At 68.1% G+C, this 18,018-nt stretch carries 22 protein-coding genes; 6 read left to right on the forward strand and 16 right to left on the reverse strand.

The genetic code is table 11. The features are described 5' to 3' along the window. A complete protein-coding gene (locus D1832_RS11585; protein WP_182434772.1) occupies positions 1 to 579 on the reverse strand; it encodes a TetR/AcrR family transcriptional regulator in 579 nt (192 codons plus the stop codon). A gap of 64 nt (positions 580 to 643) precedes the next feature. Between D1832_RS11585 and D1832_RS11590 the strand changes: the two genes are divergently transcribed. Next, the gene (locus tag D1832_RS11590) at positions 644 to 1,147 is read left to right on the forward strand and encodes a DUF4188 domain-containing protein (RefSeq protein ID WP_118914197.1); all 504 of its coding nucleotides are present in this window, start codon (positions 644 to 646) and stop codon (positions 1,145 to 1,147) included. Between the two features lie 16 nt (positions 1,148 to 1,163). Continuing rightward, positions 1,164 to 1,985: an SDR family NAD(P)-dependent oxidoreductase gene (locus D1832_RS11595; protein ID WP_118914199.1), complete on the forward strand. Its 822-nt coding sequence runs from the start codon at positions 1,164 to 1,166 to the stop codon at positions 1,983 to 1,985. A gap of 87 nt (positions 1,986 to 2,072) precedes the next feature. Here D1832_RS11595 and D1832_RS11600 read toward each other — a convergent pair whose 3' ends face one another. The 5 genes from D1832_RS11600 to D1832_RS11620 form a co-directional block, all read right to left on the reverse strand. Further along, a complete protein-coding gene (locus D1832_RS11600; RefSeq protein WP_118914200.1) occupies positions 2,073 to 2,402 on the reverse strand; it encodes a DMT family transporter in 330 nt (109 codons plus the stop codon). Then, positions 2,399 to 2,749 (reverse strand): DMT family transporter, encoded by a 351-nt coding sequence (locus D1832_RS11605; protein WP_118914202.1) that lies wholly within the window; start codon positions 2,747 to 2,749, stop codon positions 2,399 to 2,401. The genes D1832_RS11600 and D1832_RS11605 overlap by 4 nt, the downstream gene beginning before the upstream one ends. Before the next feature lie 71 nt (positions 2,750 to 2,820). Further along, on the reverse strand, positions 2,821 to 3,780 hold the full coding sequence (locus D1832_RS11610; RefSeq protein WP_047312417.1) for a 1,4-dihydroxy-2-naphthoyl-CoA synthase: 960 nt from the start codon (positions 3,778 to 3,780) through the stop codon (positions 2,821 to 2,823). 37 nt (positions 3,781 to 3,817) lie between these two features. Continuing rightward, positions 3,818 to 4,744 (reverse strand): EamA family transporter, encoded by a 927-nt coding sequence (locus tag D1832_RS11615; protein WP_241510994.1) that lies wholly within the window; start codon positions 4,742 to 4,744, stop codon positions 3,818 to 3,820. Between the two features lie 169 nt (positions 4,745 to 4,913). Continuing rightward, on the reverse strand, positions 4,914 to 5,657 hold the full coding sequence (locus D1832_RS11620) for an SDR family NAD(P)-dependent oxidoreductase (RefSeq protein WP_047312419.1): 744 nt from the start codon (positions 5,655 to 5,657) through the stop codon (positions 4,914 to 4,916). Between the two features lie 325 nt (positions 5,658 to 5,982). On the opposite strand from D1832_RS11620, the gene D1832_RS11625 reads away from it, so the two are divergent. Both D1832_RS11625 and D1832_RS11630 read left to right on the forward strand, forming a co-directional pair. After that, entirely contained in the window at positions 5,983 to 7,182 is a 1,200-nt protein-coding gene (locus D1832_RS11625) for an AMP-binding protein (RefSeq protein ID WP_118914249.1), read from the forward strand. Between the two features lie 42 nt (positions 7,183 to 7,224). Beyond that, positions 7,225 to 8,109: a 1,4-dihydroxy-2-naphthoate polyprenyltransferase gene (locus tag D1832_RS11630; RefSeq protein WP_118914204.1), complete on the forward strand. Its 885-nt coding sequence runs from the start codon at positions 7,225 to 7,227 to the stop codon at positions 8,107 to 8,109. A 72-nt stretch (positions 8,110 to 8,181) separates the two neighbouring features. Here D1832_RS11630 and D1832_RS11635 read toward each other — a convergent pair whose 3' ends face one another. From D1832_RS11635 to D1832_RS11645, 3 genes are all read right to left on the reverse strand, one after another. Beyond that, positions 8,182 to 8,898: a cation diffusion facilitator family transporter gene (locus D1832_RS11635; RefSeq protein ID WP_241510995.1), complete on the reverse strand. Its 717-nt coding sequence runs from the start codon at positions 8,896 to 8,898 to the stop codon at positions 8,182 to 8,184. A gap of 65 nt (positions 8,899 to 8,963) precedes the next feature. Beyond that, positions 8,964 to 9,884 carry a cation diffusion facilitator family transporter gene (locus tag D1832_RS11640; protein ID WP_047312422.1) on the reverse strand — a complete coding sequence of 307 codons (921 nt, stop codon included), beginning with the start codon at positions 9,882 to 9,884 and terminating at the stop codon, positions 8,964 to 8,966. A 1-nt stretch (position 9,885) separates the two neighbouring features. Next, complete coding sequence (locus D1832_RS11645) at positions 9,886 to 10,269, reverse strand: ArsR/SmtB family transcription factor (protein WP_415544663.1); 384 nt, start codon at positions 10,267 to 10,269, stop codon at positions 9,886 to 9,888. Positions 10,270 to 10,345: 76 nt separating this feature from the next. Between D1832_RS11645 and D1832_RS11650 the strand changes: the two genes are divergently transcribed. Both D1832_RS11650 and D1832_RS11655 read left to right on the forward strand, forming a co-directional pair. After that, positions 10,346 to 11,002: a DsbA family protein gene (locus D1832_RS11650; protein WP_047312424.1), complete on the forward strand. Its 657-nt coding sequence runs from the start codon at positions 10,346 to 10,348 to the stop codon at positions 11,000 to 11,002. Further along, complete coding sequence (locus D1832_RS11655; RefSeq protein WP_047312425.1) at positions 10,999 to 11,571, forward strand: vitamin K epoxide reductase family protein; 573 nt, start codon at positions 10,999 to 11,001, stop codon at positions 11,569 to 11,571. Before D1832_RS11650 ends, D1832_RS11655 begins: the two co-directional genes overlap by 4 nt. Before the next feature lie 21 nt (positions 11,572 to 11,592). Here D1832_RS11655 and D1832_RS11660 read toward each other — a convergent pair whose 3' ends face one another. From D1832_RS11660 to hemL, 7 genes are read right to left on the reverse strand one after another with little or no spacing between them, the layout of a single operon-like run. Continuing rightward, positions 11,593 to 11,838, reverse strand: a complete 246-nt coding sequence (locus tag D1832_RS11660) for a DUF4229 domain-containing protein (RefSeq protein ID WP_047312426.1) — start codon at positions 11,836 to 11,838, stop codon at positions 11,593 to 11,595. 3 nt (positions 11,839 to 11,841) lie between these two features. Beyond that, on the reverse strand, positions 11,842 to 12,909 hold the full coding sequence (ccsB, locus tag D1832_RS11665) for a c-type cytochrome biogenesis protein CcsB (RefSeq protein WP_118914205.1): 1,068 nt from the start codon (positions 12,907 to 12,909) through the stop codon (positions 11,842 to 11,844). Next, positions 12,909 to 14,621 (reverse strand): cytochrome c biogenesis protein ResB, encoded by a 1,713-nt coding sequence (resB, locus tag D1832_RS11670; protein ID WP_241510996.1) that lies wholly within the window; start codon positions 14,619 to 14,621, stop codon positions 12,909 to 12,911. The genes ccsB and resB overlap by 1 nt, the downstream gene beginning before the upstream one ends. Then, positions 14,621 to 15,388 (reverse strand): cytochrome c biogenesis CcdA family protein, encoded by a 768-nt coding sequence (locus tag D1832_RS11675; RefSeq protein WP_118914207.1) that lies wholly within the window; start codon positions 15,386 to 15,388, stop codon positions 14,621 to 14,623. Before D1832_RS11675 ends, resB begins: the two co-directional genes overlap by 1 nt. Further along, positions 15,385 to 15,999 (reverse strand): TlpA family protein disulfide reductase, encoded by a 615-nt coding sequence (locus D1832_RS11680; RefSeq protein WP_006944694.1) that lies wholly within the window; start codon positions 15,997 to 15,999, stop codon positions 15,385 to 15,387. The genes D1832_RS11675 and D1832_RS11680 overlap by 4 nt, the downstream gene beginning before the upstream one ends. Further along, positions 15,999 to 16,685 carry a histidine phosphatase family protein gene (locus tag D1832_RS11685; protein ID WP_118914209.1) on the reverse strand — a complete coding sequence of 229 codons (687 nt, stop codon included), beginning with the start codon at positions 16,683 to 16,685 and terminating at the stop codon, positions 15,999 to 16,001. The genes D1832_RS11680 and D1832_RS11685 overlap by 1 nt, the downstream gene beginning before the upstream one ends. Positions 16,686 to 16,687: 2 nt before the next feature. Further along, a complete protein-coding gene (hemL, locus tag D1832_RS11690; RefSeq protein ID WP_118914257.1) occupies positions 16,688 to 18,016 on the reverse strand; it encodes a glutamate-1-semialdehyde 2,1-aminomutase in 1,329 nt (442 codons plus the stop codon). Positions 18,017 to 18,018: the final 2 nt, after the last annotated feature.

Raw genomic sequence — 18,018 nt, forward strand, 5'->3', positions numbered from 1 at the left:
TCAGCGCACCCACGCGCGTTCGACGGCGTCGAGCATGACGTCGAACGCGCGAGCCGACTCCGCCTTCGGCTGATCGGGCCACAGTTCGAGTTCGAGCGACACGGCGCCGTGCACCGAGCCCCAGATGGCGAGCGCCGCCGCCTGCGGGTCGTCGCCGTGCAGTCGCCCCACCTCCGACAATCGCGTCACGGTGTCGAGCAGGGGCTCGAATGCCGCCGCTTCGTGCGTCTCGCCGGCGCTGCCTGCGCGGCCGGTGAAGATGACGGCGTACAGGCTCGGATGCTCGATCGCCCATGCCCGGTAGGCGACGCCGAGACGCCCGAAGTCGGTGTGGGCATCCTCGCCCGTGACGGCATTCGCCTGCGCTGTGGCGAACGACAGAGTGGCCTCGTGAACGACGGCTGCGATGACGGCGTCCTTGCCCCCGATGAGTGAGTAGACCGCCGTGGTCGAGACGCCGGAGTCGGCGGCAAGGGAGCGCAACGAGAGTCCCGAGGCGCCCTCCGTCGCGATGACACGGGCAGCGCGTTCGACGATGCGCGCACGGTCGGCGTCGTCGTAGGTCTTGGGTCGAGGCACTTGACGACGGTAACAAAACATCGTTTTATAACATTGTTACGGAACTCGGCGACCGGAGGCTGCCATGACCATCAACACTGCTCGCACGACGGCGACGACGGACGGCGACGTCACCGTCTTCCTCATCGGCATGCGCTTCAACTCGCTGTGGCGCCCTGACCGTTGGGGGCCTGTCGCCGTCGCGATGCCCCGGATGCTGAACCACCTCATGCGGGACCCGGACGCCGGTTTGCTCCACCACGAACAGTGGTTCGGGCGCACCACGATCTCGGTGCAGTACTGGCGTTCCCCTGAACACCTTCACGCCTTCGCCGCGAACGCCGACGCTCCCCACCTCAAGCCGTGGCGCGACTTCCGCAAGCTCGGGCGCGAGGGACACGTGGGCATCTGGCACGAGACCTACGTGTGCCCGCCCGAGGGGTACGAGTCGGTGTACGTCAACATGCCCGAGTTCGGCCTCGGGAAGGCGCTGGGAACCGTCCCGGTCGGACCGGGCCTGGCAACGGCCCGTCAGCGCCTGGCGCAGACCGGGGCACCTGTGGACGCCGCTGACGGCGAGATCCGATAGGGCTCACACTGGGGGCATGAATCGCGTCGCCGTCGTCACCGGAACCTCCAGCGGTATGGGCCTGCACGCCGCCGTGGCCCTCGCGAAGGCGGGGTGCACCGTCGTCGCGACGGTCCGCTCGAAGGAGCGCGCCGTCGCGCTCGAAGAGGCGGCGGGCGGCGCCGACGTCACACTCGACATCCGTGAACTCGACGTCACCGACCATGCCGCGAACGCCCGTTTCGTCGACGAGGTCATCGCCGATCACGGCAGCATCGACGTTCTCGTCAACAACGCGGGCCGTGGATGCGTCGGCACCGCCGAGACCCTGCCGATGGAGACCGTGCGCGAGCAGATGGAGACGAACTACTTCTCCGTCGTCGCCCTGACGCAGGCCGCCCTCCCGCACATGCGCGAGGCACGACGCGGAACGATCGTCACGGTCACCTCCGTCGGCGGCGTGGTCGGACAGCCGTTCGCCGACGCGTACTGCGCCGCGAAGTTCGCCGTCGAGGGCTTCATGCAGTCGCTCTCCACCGTCGCGGCACACCACGGCGTTCGCGTCTCCGTCATCGAGCCTGCCGCTGTTGCAACCCAGTTCGTCGACAACGTGGAGAAGATCGACGGCGGACCGTATCAGGAACAGCTCGACGCCTACCTCGCGCGCACGGCGGGCGCGTTCGCGAACGCGCAGTCGGCGGAGAGCGCCGGCGAGGCGATCGCGGGCGCGGCCCTCGCCGACGAGTACCGCTTCCGCTGGCAGACGAGCGACGCTGCCGCGACGTTCGCCGGGGTGTCGCTCGGCGACCTCGACGGCTCGCGGGTTCTCGGTATGACGACGCCCTGGACGCAGGCCTGATCGGCTCGACCGACCCCGCACCGCAGCGAGCGACGATGCCTTCGGGCTCGCCACACTGGCGTTGGTCCCCGCGACAGGAAAGCCGGCTCAGTGCGCGCCGCTGGCGCCGAGCTCGATGAGCAGCACACCCACGACGATGCAGCCGATGCCGACCCACATCGTCCGGGTGAGAGGCTCGTCGAAGAGCACGCGGCTCGCGAGCGCCGTGAGCGCGACGCCGCAGGCGGCCCACGTTCCGTAGGCGACGCCGAGCGGGACGCCTGCGGCCACCGTCAGGGCGAGCAGGGTGAACGCGGCGAGGTATCCCGCCACCACGGAGGCGTACCAGCGCCGACGCCCGGTGACGGTGGCCTGCCGCAGCGAAAGGGTTGCCGTCACCTCGCAGATGATGGCGACCGCCAGGTAAGCCCACCTCACGACGCTGCCTCCACCGTGTCGCTCGCGTTGGGGTGCGAGCCGAACTCGACGAGCAGAACACCTGCGATGACGAGGAGCACGCCGAGTCCCATGAGGGGCGTCAGAGGTTCACCGAAGATGGCGGCACTGAGAACGGCGGTGAGTGCGACGCCCGTGGCGCCCCAGATGCCGTAGGCCTTGCCGACGGTCATTCCCGTACGCAGCACGAGCGCGAGCAGAGCGAGCGACGCCGTGTACCCGACGGCGGTGAGGACGTACCAGGCGGGCACATCGACAGCCGCCTTCATGGCAAGCGAACCGGAGACCTCACACGCGACCGCAACGGCCAGCAACCACCATGCTCTCACCGCTCCAATGTATCACTCGGCGTCGATTTCTCGCTGGTTCGCTTGTCCGACAGGGCAGTACGAAATGCCGATCAGAAGTACCAGGGGAAGCCCGACCAGTCGGGGTCGCGCTTCTCGAGGAACTGGTCGCGCCCCTCGACAGCCTCGTCGGTCATGTACGCGAGGCGCGTGGCTTCGCCGGCGAAGACCTGCTGGCCCATGAGGCCGTCGTCGGAGAGGTTGAACGCGAACTTCAGCATGCGCTGCGCCTGCGGCGACTTGCTCATGATCTCGCGGGCCGCCTGGAGGGCATCCGACTCGAGTTCGTCGTGCGCGCTGACGATGTTGACCGCGCCCATGCGGTGCATGTCGTCGGCCGTGTACGTGCGGCCGAGGAAGAAGATCTCGCGCGCGAACTTCTGGCCCACCATCTTCGCGAGGTACGCGGAGCCGTAGCCGCCGTCGAAGGAACCCACGTCGGCGTCGGTCTGCTTGAAGCGCGCGTGTTCGCGGGAGGCCATCGTCAGGTCGCAGACGACGTGGAGGCTGTGGCCGCCACCGGCTGCCCAACCGTTGACGAGGCAGATGACGACCTTCGGCATCGTGCGGATGAGGCGCTGCACCTCGAGGATGTGAAGACGCCCACCCTCGGCCTTGACGCGTAGTTCGTCGACGCCGGACGCCGTCTGGTCGCCGTCGTGGTCGGCCGCGTACTGGTAGCCCGAGCGGCCGCGGATGCGCTGGTCGCCGCCCGAACAGAACGCCCACTTGCCGGCGCTGCCGGTGCCCTCCGGGCCGGGGCCGTTGCCGGTGAGAAGGACGACACCGACGTCCGGCGTGCGACGCGCGTGGTCGAGCACGCGGTACAGCTCGTCCACGGTGTGCGGGCGGAACGCGTTGAGCACCTCAGGGCGGTCGAACGCCACGCGCACGCAGCCGAGTTCGACGCTGCGGTGGTAGGTGATGTCCGTGAGATCCTCGAACCCCTCGACGACCTTCCAGGCCGTGGGGTCGAACGGGTTGCCCGGCTGCTTCTGCGTCTCGTCACTCACGCCGGTCAGCCTATCGGTGCCTCCTCGGCGTGGTGCGTCACGCGTGAACGGACGCCGTCACCTCGTCGGGGGTGTCCTCCGGCGGCGTGATGGTGCTGGCCGAGCGTGACGCAGTGATGGCGGAGCCGGCGCCGGCGATGACGACGAGCGCCACAGCGAGAGCACTGACCATGCCGAAACCCTGATCGAGCAACAGCCACCCGGCGAGCGCCGCGATGACGGGCTCGAGCGCCAGCAGCACCCCGAACACCGCCTTCGGCAACAGACGCAGCGCAGACAGTTCCAAGCCGTACGGAATGACCGACGACAGCATGCCGACGCCGAGCGCCAGCATGAAGAAGTGGGTGTCCGTGAGGCCCTCGACAGCCCCGGGAGCGCCGAACGGCATGATCGCGAGCGTGCCGATGACGAGTGCCATCGCGAGGCCACCCGCACCGTCGAGGAGCGAGCCGACGCGCTCGCTCGCCAGAATGTAGAGGGCCCAGAAGAAGCCCGCGCCTAGCACGAACGCGACGCCCACCGGGTCCAGCGAACCGCCCACGTCGTCGAGACCGAGCATCGCGACGCCGGCGAGGGCGAGGCCGATCCACGCGAAGTCGCGCAGCTTGCGCGAGAGCACCGCCGCGAGACCGAGTGGACCGAGGAACTCGATGGCCACGGCCGGACCGAGCGGAATACGCGCGATCGCCTCGTAGAACAGGCCGTTCATGCCGGCCAACGACAGACCGAACGCGACGACGGCGAACCACTGTTGCTTCGTCCAGGTACGCAGCTTCGGACGGGTGACGAGCAGCAGGAGCACGGCAGCGAAGCCGAGACGCAACGTCGTCACACCCGCGGCGCCGATCTCCGGGAAGAGCTGGACGGCGAGGCCGGCACCGAACTGCAGCGACGCGCAGGATCCGACGACCATGAGCACCGCGGGGGCTGTGCCGCCCCGGGTGCGCAGACGTGGGGTCGACAACGAGCCACCTCCTGAGAGCGCTTCGGGCCGACGCGTGGACCCGGTCAGTCATGAATGCTGCCATCCGATCGGGCCGCATTCACCCACCGTAGAGCCGCGGCACGCCGCGTTGGAAGAGGATCCGCCCGCCGAGCAGTTCGGCGGGTGGAACGCGCGTCGGGCGCGCCGGTCAAGACGTGCGGAACACCTTGTGCTGGGCCGCCTGAGCGCGCGGGCGCACGACCATCTGGTCGATGTTGACATGCTCCGGCAGCTCCGCGATGTACGTGACGGCGTCGGCGATGTCCTCCTGCGTCAGGGGCGCCTCGACACCTGCGTAGACGGCTGCGGCCTTCTCCTCGTCACCGTCGAAGCGCACGAGCGCGAACTCGTCGCTCTTGACCATGCCCGGGTCGATCTCGCACACGCGCACGGGCTTGTCGAACAGTTCGAGGCGCAGCGAACCCATCATGGCGCGCACCGCATGCTTGACGCCGCAGTACCCGCCGCCACCCTCGTACGAGACGAGCCCGGCCGTCGAGCCGATCGTGATGATGACGCCGTGCGCCGCTTCGAGGGCGGGCAGCGTCGTCTGGATCGTCGAGAGCGTGCCGAGCACGTTGATCTCGTACATGCGACGCCAGTCGTCGAGGTCGGCGCTCGCCACGGGGTCGGTGCCGAACGCTCCCCCGGCGTTCGCGACGAGGACGTCGACGCGGGGCCCGGCCTCGGCGGCGAGACGCTCGACGTCCTCGCGGTTCGTCACGTCGCACTGGACGGCGCGGCCGTCGATCTCGCGAGCGAGCTCCTCGATGCGATCGAGGCGACGGGCCGCGCACACGACCTCGTAGCCCTTCGCCGCGAGCGCGCGGGCGCTGGCCCGCCCGATGCCGCTGCTCGCACCCGTCACCACTGCCACCTTGCGATTCGTCATGGGCTCATTGTGTCGCGTGGTCTCCACAATGAGCGCTCAGGTCCGCGGTGGAGGGCTGCAGACGAGTACGGTCAGAACTGTGCGCCACGCGATCCTCCGCAGGCGATGAACTCACCGCCCGAAGGGGAGCGTTGGTCCGTATCGGCGTCGCCGTCATCGTCGTCGGCCTGGGCCTGTGGGGCCTCGTTCAGGCCCGACGAGACTGACCCCTCCCACAGTTGGTGACAGTTGGGGTAGTTGGTGACGGTCAAGCGTCACCAAGAACCCCAACCGTCACCATGTGCCCTGCGCGGGCTCGCCGACCGGCCTGGCTAGGGTGAAGGACATGCCCGAGCTCGTTCCGTTCCCCGTCGACCGCGCCGACATCACCGGCTACTACGAGGCCCTCGCCGCCGCCCTCGACGGCTCAGGACCTGGCCTCGCGCCGTACGAAGCAGGCACCCCGGAACCCGAGTTCGACGCCGCCGCACTCGCCGCCGCACCGGACGACCTCGCCCTCGTCGTCGCGACGAGCGGCTCCACCGGTACCCCCAAACGCGCGATGCTGACGCGCGGCGCTCTCGTCGCGAGTGCTACCGCCACCCACGACCGCATCGGCGCCGGGACGTGGCTTCTGCCACTGCCGCCCCACCACATCGCCGGCACCCAGGTGATCGTCCGCTCCATCGTCTCCGGCACGACGCCCACCGTCCTCGACGCCTGGAGCCTCGAGGGCTTTACGAAGGCGACCGGCCTCGTCGCCCGAAACGCTCCCCCGTTCTCGCCGATCCACACGAGCCTCGTGCCCACTCAGTTGCGCGACCTGCTCGACGGTGACGACGAAACACACACGCGCGCCCTCGCCGCGGCCCGGCGGTACCGCAGCATCCTCGTCGGCGGCTCGGCCACACCCCGCGCCTTGCTGGAGCGGGCCCGTGAGGGGGGCCTCTCCGTCGTCACGACGTACGGCTCGAGCGAGACCTCCGGCGGTTGCGTCTACGACGGCACCCCGCTGGACGGCGTCGGCGTACGCGTCATCGAGCCCGACGACGACGGTGTCGGTCGCATCGCCCTCACGGGCCCGATGCTCGCCGCCGGCTATCTCGGCGACCCCGAGCGCACCGCCGTCACGTTCGTCGACGAGGCCGGCGCACATCACTTCCTCACCGACGACCTCGGCAGCTTCGACGGCACCCTCGCCATCACCGGACGCATCGACGACGTCATCACGACCGGTGGCTACAAGGTGAGCCCGCGCGTCGTCGAGGAAGCCGTCCAACGCGTGCCCGGAGTACGCGACGCTGTGGTTGTCGCCCGCCCGCACGAGCGTTGGGGCCAGACCGTCGCTGTGGCAATCGTCACGGACGCGGCCGTCGATGCAACCGAGGAACTCTCCGAACGTCTGCTCATCGAGTGCCGAAGGTTGTTGCCGCCGTACGCGGTTCCACGATTGGTCCGCTACGAGGAGGCCCTGCCGCTGACGGGCGTGGGCAAGCCGGATCGCGCGTTCGTCGCTCGCCATGACCAGTGGCAGAATTTGCGCTAGCACTTCTGCTTCCTTGCCGATCCGACGGAGAAAAAGACACCGATGGCCACGCTCAACCAATGGGTCGAAGGCGCACGCCCCCGCACCCTGCCCGCCGCCGTTGCACCGGTCGCCGTGGGCACCGGCGCCGCGTACGCGCTGGACCGGGGCAACGCCGGCTTCGCGCTGCTCGCGCTATTCGTGGCGCTCTTCCTCCAGATCGGCGTCAACTACGCCAACGACTACTCCGACGGCATCCGCGGCACCGACGAGGACCGTGTGGGGCCCGTTCGACTCGTCGGTCAGGGCCTCGCGAACCCGTCCAACGTGAAGCTCGCCGCGTTCGCCAGTTTCTTCGTGGCCGCCTTCGTCGGGCTCGCGCTCATCACGCTGGCCAACACCCCATGGCTGCTGCTCGTCGGGGTTGCCGCGATCATCGCCGCGTGGAAGTACACCGGCGGTAAGAACCCGTACGGCTACCAGGGCCTCGGCGAGGTCTTCGTGTTCATCTTCTTCGGCCTCGTCGCAGTGCTCGGCACCACGTACACCCAGGCCAAGGAGATCTCCGTTCCGGCGATCGCCGGCGCTGTCGGCGTCGGTGCCATCGCCTGCGCGATCCTCGTGACGAACAACCTGCGCGACATCCCCTCGGACTCCGAGGTCGGTAAGAACACCCTCGCCGTCCGGCTCGGCGACCGCCCGACGCGCATCTTCTACGCCGTCCTCGTGGCTGTCGCGGCCCTCGCCGTCGGCGTCTGCGCCGTCTACCACCTGCCCGCAGCCGCCGGTTTCGTGTCCCTCGTCCTCGCGGTGCCGCCACTGCGTCGTGTTCTCGGCGGGGCCACGGGCCGCGACCTCGTACCCGCCCTCGCCGGCACCGGACGTTTCCAGCTCGCCTACGGCATCCTGCTCGGCGGGGGTCTCCTCGCCGCGCACTTCATGAACTGACCACGGTCACCGATGACGATCGGGCCGGGCACCTCAATGGAGAGTGCCCGGCCCGATCATCATCCGCGGACTTCACGCGTCAGAGCTGCGCCCCAACTGCACGAGCTGCGGCGTGGACGACTTCGAGTGCTCACCCGAGCAGCAGCCGTCTGCGCAGGCATCGACACGCTCGGGTCCGGTGGCAACGTTGCCGGAGCAGCAGTCGTCGACCGTGGAGGTTGCCGAGCAAGGGGTACCTGAGTTCCCAACGGCACAGCAGCCTTCCCCGTGCCATGCCCGCCAACCCTCCCGGGCGGCGACCGCAGCCAGGGCGAGGGCCGCGATCGGATCGGCCCACCACCATCCGAACAGTGCATTGAGCCCGAGTCCCACGAGGAGCACGACCGACAGATACGTGCACAGCAGCGTCTGTGTCGAATCGGCGACAACCGATCCCGAACCGAGCTCTCGACCCGTGGATCGCTGGGCGTAAGACAGGAACGGCATGATCACGACGCTCAACGCCGCGAGTAGCATGCCGACCCACGAGACATCCGGCGCCTCCCGCCGCACGAGCGCCGAGATGGCTTCGTAGCCGACGAACAGCGCCAACGCAGCAAACCCGAAGGCCATCGCCTTCTGCGCGGTCTGCTCCCTGGACTCTGGCATGGCATGACGGAACTGCCACAGGATGATGAGGCCGCTTGACACTTCGATGATCGAGTCGAGACCGAAACCGACAAGACCCACCGAGCCCGCAATCTTGCCGGCGGAAATGGCAATGAACGCTTCGACGGTGTTGTAGAGCACCGTCGCGAGCGCAAGCCACTGCGCCCGGCGCCCGAGGGCGGCCCGACGTTCAGCAGTCAATGTCGTCACCAATCCGCCCCTTCACAGTTCTCGACGCCGGTCTCCACCTGGAGCGTCGCGTGGGCAATGCTGAACTTCGTTCGCAGCAGGTCGCTCGCTTCTCGCAGGGCTACTCCGTCGCGGGCACCCGTTGGGGAGGCGACGACGTGAGCTGTAGCGACATTCATTCCGCTCGTGAGCTGCCACACGTGCAGGTCGTGCACGTCCTCGACCGACCCGAGGGCTTCGAGCGCCTCGAGGATCTCGCGCGGCTCGACGTCGGCAGGAGCGTGCTGGCCCAGCACAGCGAGCACCTCACGCCCGAGCATCACCGCGCGTACGGCAACGAAGGCCGCTATGGCGAGGGCGATTCCTGTGTCCCACCACGTTGCGCCGGTGAATCGAACGAGAAGTGCGGCGGCGATGACCCCGACGGAGCCCAGGCTGTCCGCGAGAACCTCGAGGTAGGCGCCGCGCACGTTCAGGCTCTCGCTCGCCCCGGCGCGCAACAGCGCGATGCTGATGAGGTTGATGACCAGCCCGATCGCACCGACGACGAGCATGACGCCCGAAGCCGGCTCGCCCGGGGACCCGAAACGTCCGATCGCCTCCACCGCGATGTAGATCGACACGCCAAGCATGACGAGCACTGCGAACCCGGAGGCGAAGACCTCAGCGCGGTAGGAGCCGAACGTGCGGCGGCCTGTCGTGTCCTTCCGTGTCGCGATGCGTGTGGCGACGAGCGCCGCACCCAACGTCACGACGTCGGCGGCCATGTGGCCGGCGTCGCTGATCAGAGCCAGTGAGTCCGAGAGCAGACCTGCGACGAGTTCGACGACGAAAAACGCGAGAACGAGGCCGAACGAGACCGCCAGGCGCCACCGATGACGCCCTGCGGCCGAAGTGCCTTCAGCGGCCGTGGGGCCGTGCGAGTGACCGTGCCCCATCTCAGGACTTACTCGTGTCGTGATCGATGTGCGCCCGCGTCACGTCGAGCAACATGCGCACGTGGCCGTCCGAAAGGCGGTAGAAGACGTTTCGGCCCGCTCGACGACCGATGACAACCCCGGACGACCTCATCAGACGTAAAGCCTGTGAGACAGTCGTTTCCGTCACCCCGGTCGCCTCCGCGAGATCACAGACGCAGAGCTCCCCCGCGTCGAGCAGTGTGTGGAGCAGACGGGTTCGAGTGGGATCGCCAAGCAGCTTGAAGACGCTGCTGATCTCCTCGATCACCTCGAGCGGCGGCAATGCCTCCATCGCCAAAGCGACCTTGTCGGGGCAGTCGGCCCCCGGCGCACAAGCATCGAGCGCTTCGACATTCGACGACACGAGCAACTCCTTAACATCTGATCAATTGAACAGATGTTAGCGTAATCCCACTGTCGCCCGCCGTACAAGGATGAGCATGAAGAAGCCCGCCCTCGCCGCCGCACTTGTCGTCGCGATCGTTGCCGCCGTCATCGTCGCAGTGATATTCCTCAACAGGACCCCAGAACCGAAGCCGACGCCGTCCGCATCCGGGGACACGGCCGTGTCCAACCTCGCCGCCCCTGACAGCCACCGGCTGCAAAAGGCACCCGACGGCTCACCGGTCCTCGTCGAATTCCTCGACTTCGAATGCGAGGCGTGCCGCGCCGCATACCCGTTCGTCGAGGAACTCCGCAAGGACTACAAGGGCAAGGTCACCTTCGTCATCCGCTACTTCCCGCTGCCGGGCCACAAGAACTCCATGACCGCCGCGCTCGCTGTGGAGGCCGCGGCACAGCAGGGCAAACTCCAGCAGATGTACTCCACGATGTACGAACGTCAGACACAGTGGGGCGAGAAGCAGACATCCCAAGCCTCCGTGTTCCGAGGCTACGCGCAAGAACTTGGCCTCGACATGGCCGCCTACGACAGGGCCGTGGCGTCCCCCGCCACCAAGGCCCGCGTCGAGAAGGACTACAAAGCCGGCCTGGAAGCGGGCGTCGAAGGCACCCCGACGTTCTTCCTCGACGGCGAAAAGGTCACCGTCGACTCCATGGAGGCTTTCCGTTCCCTCATCGATGAAGCGGTGAAGTGAGCAGCTCCGCGGGCGAGCGGCGGCAGAGCATCGCCCTCGTCGGCCTGTCTGCCGTCGGCCTCGTCTGCTCCGTCATTCTCCTGATGGAAAAGCTCGCACTGCTGGCCGATCCGGAGCACGTCCCGAGTTGCAGCATCAATCCCGTCGTCGCCTGCGGCTCGGTCATCACCTCGTGGCAGGCAAGTGTCGTGGCAGACCTGCCGAACCCTGTACTGGGGATCGTGGGTTTCAGCATCGTGATGACCGCCGGCGCCCTGGGCGCGGGCGGCCTCCACTTCAGCCGCTGGGTTTGGGTCGGCTTGCTCGCCGGCGTCCTCGTGGGGTTTGCCTTCGTCCACTGGCTCATCTGGCAGAGCCTCACCGTGATCGGGGCGCTCTGCCCCTACTGCATGGTGGTGTGGGTCGTCATGCTCGCGTTGGTCACCGTCGCAGTTCGGGCCGGCGCCTCGGAAGGCGCGGTACCCGCGGCGGTCAGCCGCTGGGCACCCAGCGCAGCTGTCATGTGGCTCGCACTCCTCGTGCTCGCCATCTTCCTACGATTCCAGGACTACTGGCTGACCCTGGTGTGACGGGTGGATGAGTCCGACGAACTACTCGTCGTTGTCCTCGGCCTCGCGCAGTTCCTTGGAGCGCTCGCGGCGACGCTCGACGCGGCTCTCCACGACGTCGACCGTCTCCTGACGGAAATGGTTGAGCGCGAAGAAGCTGATGACCGTCGAGGCGATGGCCGCCACGATGAGCAGCAGGAAACCACGGAGCCCTACGAGCCAGCCGACGCTGAGGCAGCCGAAGAAGACGAGGAGGCGCAGGACGGTGTAGCGCGCGACAGGTGCCATGGATCAGAGCCCCGAGTAGGAGTGCTGGCCGACGAAGTACACGTTGACGACGCCGTAGTTGATGAGGATGCAGGCGAAGCCGATGATGACGACGACGGCGGCCTTGCGACCGCTCCACCCGACCGTCACGCGGCTGTGCAGGTAGGCCGCGTACACGATGAAGATGACGAGGGACCACACTTCCTTCGGGTCCCAGTTCCAGTAGGCGCCCCAGGCCTCCTGGGCCCAGATGGCGCCGGCGAGGATCGTGAACATCCACAGCGGGAACGCGATGATGTGCACGCCGTACGCGAGACGGTCGAGGGTCTTGGAATCCGGCAGGGCCTTGAGGAAGCCGCCCGTCTTGCCCTTCTCCTCACGGTTGAGCTGCGCGAGGTAGAGGCAGGTGATGACGAAGCCGATGGTGAACAGACCGATCGACAGCGTTGCCACCGTCACGTGGATCGACAGCCAGTACGACTGCAGCGACGGCATGAGCTTGCTCGCCTCGGTGTAGTACACGAGGGCCGCGAGCATGATGAAGAGGACGGCGGGGAGCGTGACGAACGCACCGAGCCAGCGCACGTCCTTGCGCAGGCTCCAGCCGAGGAAGCACACGAGCAGGAACGCGGTGCCGACGAGGTCGAACTCGTACATGTTGCCCAGCGGCGGGCGACCGACGGCGAATCCGCGCAGCGCGATGCCGAGGACGAGCGCCGCCGTTCCGAGCCACGTCAGGGCCATGCCCGTGCCGGCCCACTTGCGCGGTGCCGGGTCGGCAGGAAGATCGCTCCCGCCGTCGCCGTCGAGGTCACGCTTGGAGGAGTGGGTCTCGGTACGCTCGAGGACGGCCGTGGCGCCGCCCGCCGACTTCTCCCTGCTCGAGGTCGTGGATGCACCCTCAGCGGCGTCCTCGTCCCCGGTATGGGCAGCGGCTTCGCCGGTACGCTCCTTGCGGCCCGGGGTCTGTGCCAGGTCGACACAGAACGCCAGCATGGCCAACGTCAGGACGAGCCCGGAGGCGTAGACGGCGTACGTCGAGTTCTGGGCGAGGGCGCTGTTGGCCTCGTCGATGAGGGCGAAAGCGGACATCATGCCTTACCTGTCGTTCCGGTCGTGACGGCGCGAGCCTGGATGCGTTCGAAGATTTCGTCGACCGCGAGAGCGAGCCTGGGGTCCTCGCCCTTGGCGAGGCCACCGATCTCCACCACTGTACGCGGTGCGCCCGAACCGTCTGCGTCCGAGGCCGGGCGCACCCGGACGAAGACGCGGCGGCGGCGAATCATGAGCGACAGCACGAGGCCTGCGAGGGCCGTGACGGAGAAGATGAGAGCGGGCAGCTTGCCCGGGTCGTGCCGGATCGAGAGACCCGCCCAACGCGGCACCGACTCGAAGGTGACCGAACCCATGTTGTTCGGCAGCTTCACCGTCTGACCGAGTGCGATCTGCAGACGAAGGGGCTGGCCCTTCTCGTCCTTGACCTGCGTCATCTTCTCGGTGTCGAGGCTGAAGACCGACTGCGGGCGGCCGTTCGGGTAGAGGTCACCCTTGTAGACGCCGAGGTAGAGCGCGGGAGCCTTCGCGTCCGGGAAGGCCGAGCTCGGGCCCTTGTTCGGGTCGACGTAGGCCGTGGGCAGGAAGAAGCCGAACAGACCCACCTGGTCCGGCGAGGCGCCGGGGATCTTGAACGCGCCCGTCGACTTGTACTGGTTGTCGACGGCGAGGAACGGCGTCGACTGGTCGTACAGGACGTTGCCCTTTGCGTCCTTGTACGTGATCTTCGGCGCGTAGCCGTTACCCAGGAGGTAGACCTCGCCGCCGCCGACCTTGAGCGGGTGGTTGACGCGGATCTGGTCCTGCTGCCACTTCGCCTCCGGCGACTCCTTGAAGTGGACGTCCGCGGTGAAGTCACGCGGCTGCCCCCACTGCGGGCTCGTGGGGTCGACCTTGTCCTCGAAGATGACCTTGAGGCTGTCCATCTTCAGCGACCAGTCGGGCAGATCCTCCTCGAGGTCGACCCAGGGGCCGAGCTTGAGGGTGTCGTAGCGGGTCATCGTCGATGTGAACCCACTCTTGTCGGGCACGATGACGTCGCCGCGCCAACCCCACACGTGGCCACCGGCAACGGCGACGATGATGCCGACGAGGCTGAGGTGGAACAGCAGGTTGCCGGTCTCACGCAGCATGCCGCCCTCGGAGGCAACCTCGAGGTCGCCCGTGTCCTTGCGGATCTTGAAGCGCTTGCGTCGGAGAACCTCGCGCGCGGCCTGCGCGACGGCCTCGGGGCTGGCGTCGAGCGTCTCGTTGCGGTGAGCCGGCAGGCGCTTGATGTTGCGCGGCATCTTCGGCGGCCCGGAACGCATCGCCTTCCAGTGCACCTTGGCGCGCGGGATGATGCAGCCGATGAGCGAGACGGCGAGCAACAGGTAGATCGCGGCGAACCACGGCGTGCTGTAGACGTTGAACATCCCGAGGCGATCGAGCCACGGGAACAGGTCGGGGTGGTCCTGCTCGTACTGGGTGACGCGGGTGGCGTCGATCGAGCGCTGCGGGAAGATCGAGCCCGGCACGGCCGCGATGGCCACGAGCAGCAGCAGGAATAGCGCCGTGCGCATCGTCGTCAGCTGGCGCCAGAACCAGCGCAGCATGCCGAGGACACCGATGCTCGCGCCGGCCTTGCCCGACGTGCCGGACTTGCCACCGGCCTTCGCGCCGCCTCGCGGCGACTTCTTGGCGGCTGCGCCCTTCGCTGCGTCGTCGCTGGTCTCGGGCCCGTTGTTGCCCGGGGCCTTCTTGGCTGCCACTAGATCACCGTTTCGAACTGGTTGACGAGGTTGGACTGGACGAGGGCCATGAGTTCCTCCCACAGCCCGCTCACCATGAGCAAGCCCATGGCGATCATGAGAGTGCCGCCGACGATCTGGATCGGACGGTGGTGGTCACGAAGCCACTTCGACGCCTTCTCGGCACGGCTCCACCCAGCGGCGATGAGGATGAACGGCAGGCCCATGCCGAGCGCGTAACAGACGGTGAGGAACAGAGCCCTCCCCTGGCTGTCCGCGTTGAGCGACGTATTGGCCGCCAGCAGCGTGCCGAGAACCGGCGAGATACAGGGAGCCATCCCGAGACCGAACGCGGCACCGAGCAACGGTGCCCCGACAAGGCCGGCGGCCGGGCGCCAGCGCACCGTGAAGCCGCGCTGACCCACGACGCCGAGGAACATGAGCCCCATGAGGATGACGACGACGCCGCCGATGCGCGTGAGCAGACTGCGGTGAGCTCCGACCGTGTCGTAGACGAGGCTGACGGCGGCCTGGATGCCGACGAAGACGACGGAGAATCCGAGCACGAACAGGCACGCGCCGAGCACGAGTCGGGTGCGTCGCTTCTCGTCCGTCAAGCCCGTGACGTAGGCGAGGAAGCCCGGCACGAGCGGCAGCACACACGGCGACGCGAATGAGACGACCCCCGCGAGCGCAGCGAAGAAGATCGCGAGCGGCAACGCGCCGTTCGCGACGATCTGTTCGGGGGAACTCGTCAGGTGAGCGAGCGCCGCAACGCCGGAGCTCAAGCCTTCTCCGCGAGCACCTTGTCGACCATGTTCCGCACCGTGGTCTCGGTGGTGGAACCGGAGACGCGTGCCGCGATGCGCCCCTGCTTGTCGAGCACGAGCGTCGTCGGCGTGGCCACGACCTTGCGCTGCAGACCCTGCAGGTTCTGCCCGTCGTCGTTCTTCAGCGACGGGTAGGTGGCGCCCCACTTCTTGAGCGTGGACTTGGCGACGGCGTCGGAGTCACGCTGGTCGAGGCCCATGAACACGACGGGCTTGTTCGCGTTGTCGTAGTTCTTCCACGCCTTCTCGAGGTGCGGCGTCTCGGCCTGACACGGGCCGCACCACGCACCCCACACGTTGAGGACGACGACCTTGCCGCGCTCGGACTCCACGTTCCACTTCTTGCCGTCCAGCGTCTCGCCGGTGAGCTTCACGGGCTCGGCACGCTTGGCGGCCGCAAGTTCTTCGACGGAACCGTCACCGGCCACATAGCCCTTGTTGTCTCCGGCTTGGGCCTGCTTGCTGATGCTGTCGTTCTGCTCGCTACCGCACGCACTCAGACCGAGGGTGACGGCAAGGGCGAGCGACGTCGCTGCGGTTGCCTTGAGCGATCGGGCACGGCGCGCCATCAGGCACCCACCGACTGCGTCGAGTTGGGCAGCAGACGACCCGCGGGTTCGGCGTACTGGACGCCGGTGATCTCGTCACCGGTGAACTCGATCGTCGTAACCGACGCCAGCGTGCACTCACGCGATCGCGGGTCGTGCCACAGGCGCTTGCCCTCGGCGAAGCGACGGGCCGTCCACACGGGCAGCTGGTGACTGACGACGGCGGCCTCGTGCCCGGCCGCGGCGTCACGTGCGTCGAGGATGGCGGTGTACATGCGCTCGGCTATCTCCTGGTACGGCTCGCCCCAGCTGGGCCGCAGCGGGTTGACGAGCTTCGGCCAGAAGCGGGGCTGGAGCAGTTGCTTGGGGTTCGATCCAACGGTCAGACCCTCGAAATCGTTCCCGGCCTCGATGACGCGCGGGTCGAGGACGACGGGCAGATCGAGCTTCTCCGCGAGCGGCGCGGCCGTCTCCTGCGCACGCTCGAGCGGCGAACTGACGAGGTAGGTGATGTCGCGCGGGGCGAGCCACTGGCTCGTCACTTCGGCCATCTCACGGCCGAGCTCGGAGAGGTGGTAGCCGTCGAGGCGCCCGTAGAGCACCTTCTTCGGGTTGAACACCTCGCCGTGACGCACGAGGTGCACCAGCGTCTTCGTCGTGGGGGTGGGGGCCTCGGTCGACGGGGAAAGCGGGACGTCGTTCGTCATGGTCAGAGTGTCGCAGCCGAGTCTGTGGAAGCGGCCGAGGCTCGCGCGGCGGCGGGCAGGGCGTCGATCACATGCGCGACAGCCTCGTCGTCGTGCGACGCGGAGACGAACCACGACTCGTAGGCCGAAGGCGGCAGGTGGACGCCCTGGTCGAGCATCGCGTTGAAGAAGCGCGAGAAGGCCTCGGTGTCCTGGCCCTTTGCGTCGTCGTAGTTCGTGACCGCTCCGTCACGGAAGAAGATCGAGAACATCGAGCTCGCCCACTGCACGGTGTGCGGCACCCCGGCCTTCGTCAGTTCGGCGGAGGCGGCGTCGGCGATGGCGTGCGCCGTGGAGTCGAGGTGGGCGTAGACCTCGTCGGTGCAGCCTTGCAGCGTGGCGAGGCCGGCGGCCGTGGCCACGGGGTTACCCGCCAGCGTGCCCGCCTGGTAGACGGGACCGTCGGGCGCCAGCATGCCCATGAGGTCGGCGCGGCCACCGAAGGCGGCCGCGGGGAAGCCACCGCCCATGACCTTGCCGAAGGTGAACAGGTCGGGGGCGCTCTCACCCTGCTGGCCCTCGTGGCCGAACCAGCCGGCGGCGGAGCAGCGGAAGCCCGTCATCACCTCGTCGGAGACGAGCAGGGCGCCGTGCTTGGTCGTGATGTCGCGCAGCGCCTTCGTGAAACCGGCTGCGGGCGGCACGACGCCCATGTTGCCGGGCGATGCCTCGGTGATCACGGCGGCGATCTCGTCACCGTGCTCGGCGAAGGCGGCCTCGAGCGCGGAGACGTCGTTGTACGGCAGGACGATGGTCTCGCCGGCGCTCGACTTCGGCACACCGGCCGTGTCGGGCAGGGCGAAGGTGGCGACGCCGGAGCCGGCCGCGGCGAGCAGCGCGTCGACGTGACCGTGGTAGCAGCCCGCGAACTTCACGATCTTGCTCCGGCCCGTGGCGCCGCGCGCGAGGCGGATGGCCGACATCGTGGCCTCGGTACCGGACGAGACAAGACGCACCTGCTCGACGGGCTCGACGCGGCGCACGATCTCGGTGGCGAGGGCGACCTCGTTCTCGCTCGGGGTGCCAAAGCTGAAACCGCGCGAGGCGGCGTCCTGAACGGCGGCCATGACGTCGGGGTGGGCGTGGCCGAGAATCATCGGCCCCCACGAGCAGATGAGGTCGACGTAGCGGTTGCCGTCGACGTCCGTGAGCCACGGCCCCTTCGCCTCGCGGATGAACCGCGGCGTGCCACCGACGGCGCGGAAGGCGCGCACTGGCGAGTTCACACCACCGGGCGTCACCGTGCGCGCGTGGGCCAGGAGTTCTGCGGACTTCGAGGTGCTTCCACTCATGT

The organism is Dermacoccus abyssi, assembly GCF_003515945.1.
Classification (GTDB): domain Bacteria; phylum Actinomycetota; class Actinomycetes; order Actinomycetales; family Dermatophilaceae; genus Dermacoccus; species Dermacoccus abyssi.

Excerpts from the sequence above, each read along its gene's own strand:
- D1832_RS11625 (WP_118914249.1), top strand. The coding sequence starts at position 5,983 with ATGCCCGAGCTCGTTCCGTTCCCCGTCGACCGCGCCGACATCACCGGC.
- ccsB (WP_118914205.1), bottom strand. The coding sequence starts at position 12,909 with ATGTCCGCTTTCGCCCTCATCGACGAGGCCAACAGCGCCCTCGCCCAG.
- hemL (WP_118914257.1), bottom strand. The coding sequence starts at position 18,016 with ATGAGTGGAAGCACCTCGAAGTCCGCAGAACTCCTGGCCCACGCGCGC.
- D1832_RS11590 (WP_118914197.1), top strand. The coding sequence starts at position 644 with ATGACCATCAACACTGCTCGCACGACGGCGACGACGGACGGCGACGTC.
- D1832_RS11640 (WP_047312422.1), bottom strand. The coding sequence starts at position 9,884 with ATGGGGCACGGTCACTCGCACGGCCCCACGGCCGCTGAAGGCACTTCG.
- D1832_RS11630 (WP_118914204.1), top strand. The coding sequence starts at position 7,225 with ATGGCCACGCTCAACCAATGGGTCGAAGGCGCACGCCCCCGCACCCTG.
- D1832_RS11595 (WP_118914199.1), top strand. The coding sequence starts at position 1,164 with ATGAATCGCGTCGCCGTCGTCACCGGAACCTCCAGCGGTATGGGCCTG.
- D1832_RS11685 (WP_118914209.1), bottom strand. The coding sequence starts at position 16,685 with ATGACGAACGACGTCCCGCTTTCCCCGTCGACCGAGGCCCCCACCCCC.
- D1832_RS11680 (WP_006944694.1), bottom strand. The coding sequence starts at position 15,999 with ATGGCGCGCCGTGCCCGATCGCTCAAGGCAACCGCAGCGACGTCGCTC.
- D1832_RS11660 (WP_047312426.1), bottom strand. The coding sequence starts at position 11,838 with ATGGCACCTGTCGCGCGCTACACCGTCCTGCGCCTCCTCGTCTTCTTC.
- D1832_RS11650 (WP_047312424.1), top strand. The coding sequence starts at position 10,346 with ATGAAGAAGCCCGCCCTCGCCGCCGCACTTGTCGTCGCGATCGTTGCC.
- D1832_RS11620 (WP_047312419.1), bottom strand. The coding sequence starts at position 5,657 with ATGACGAATCGCAAGGTGGCAGTGGTGACGGGTGCGAGCAGCGGCATC.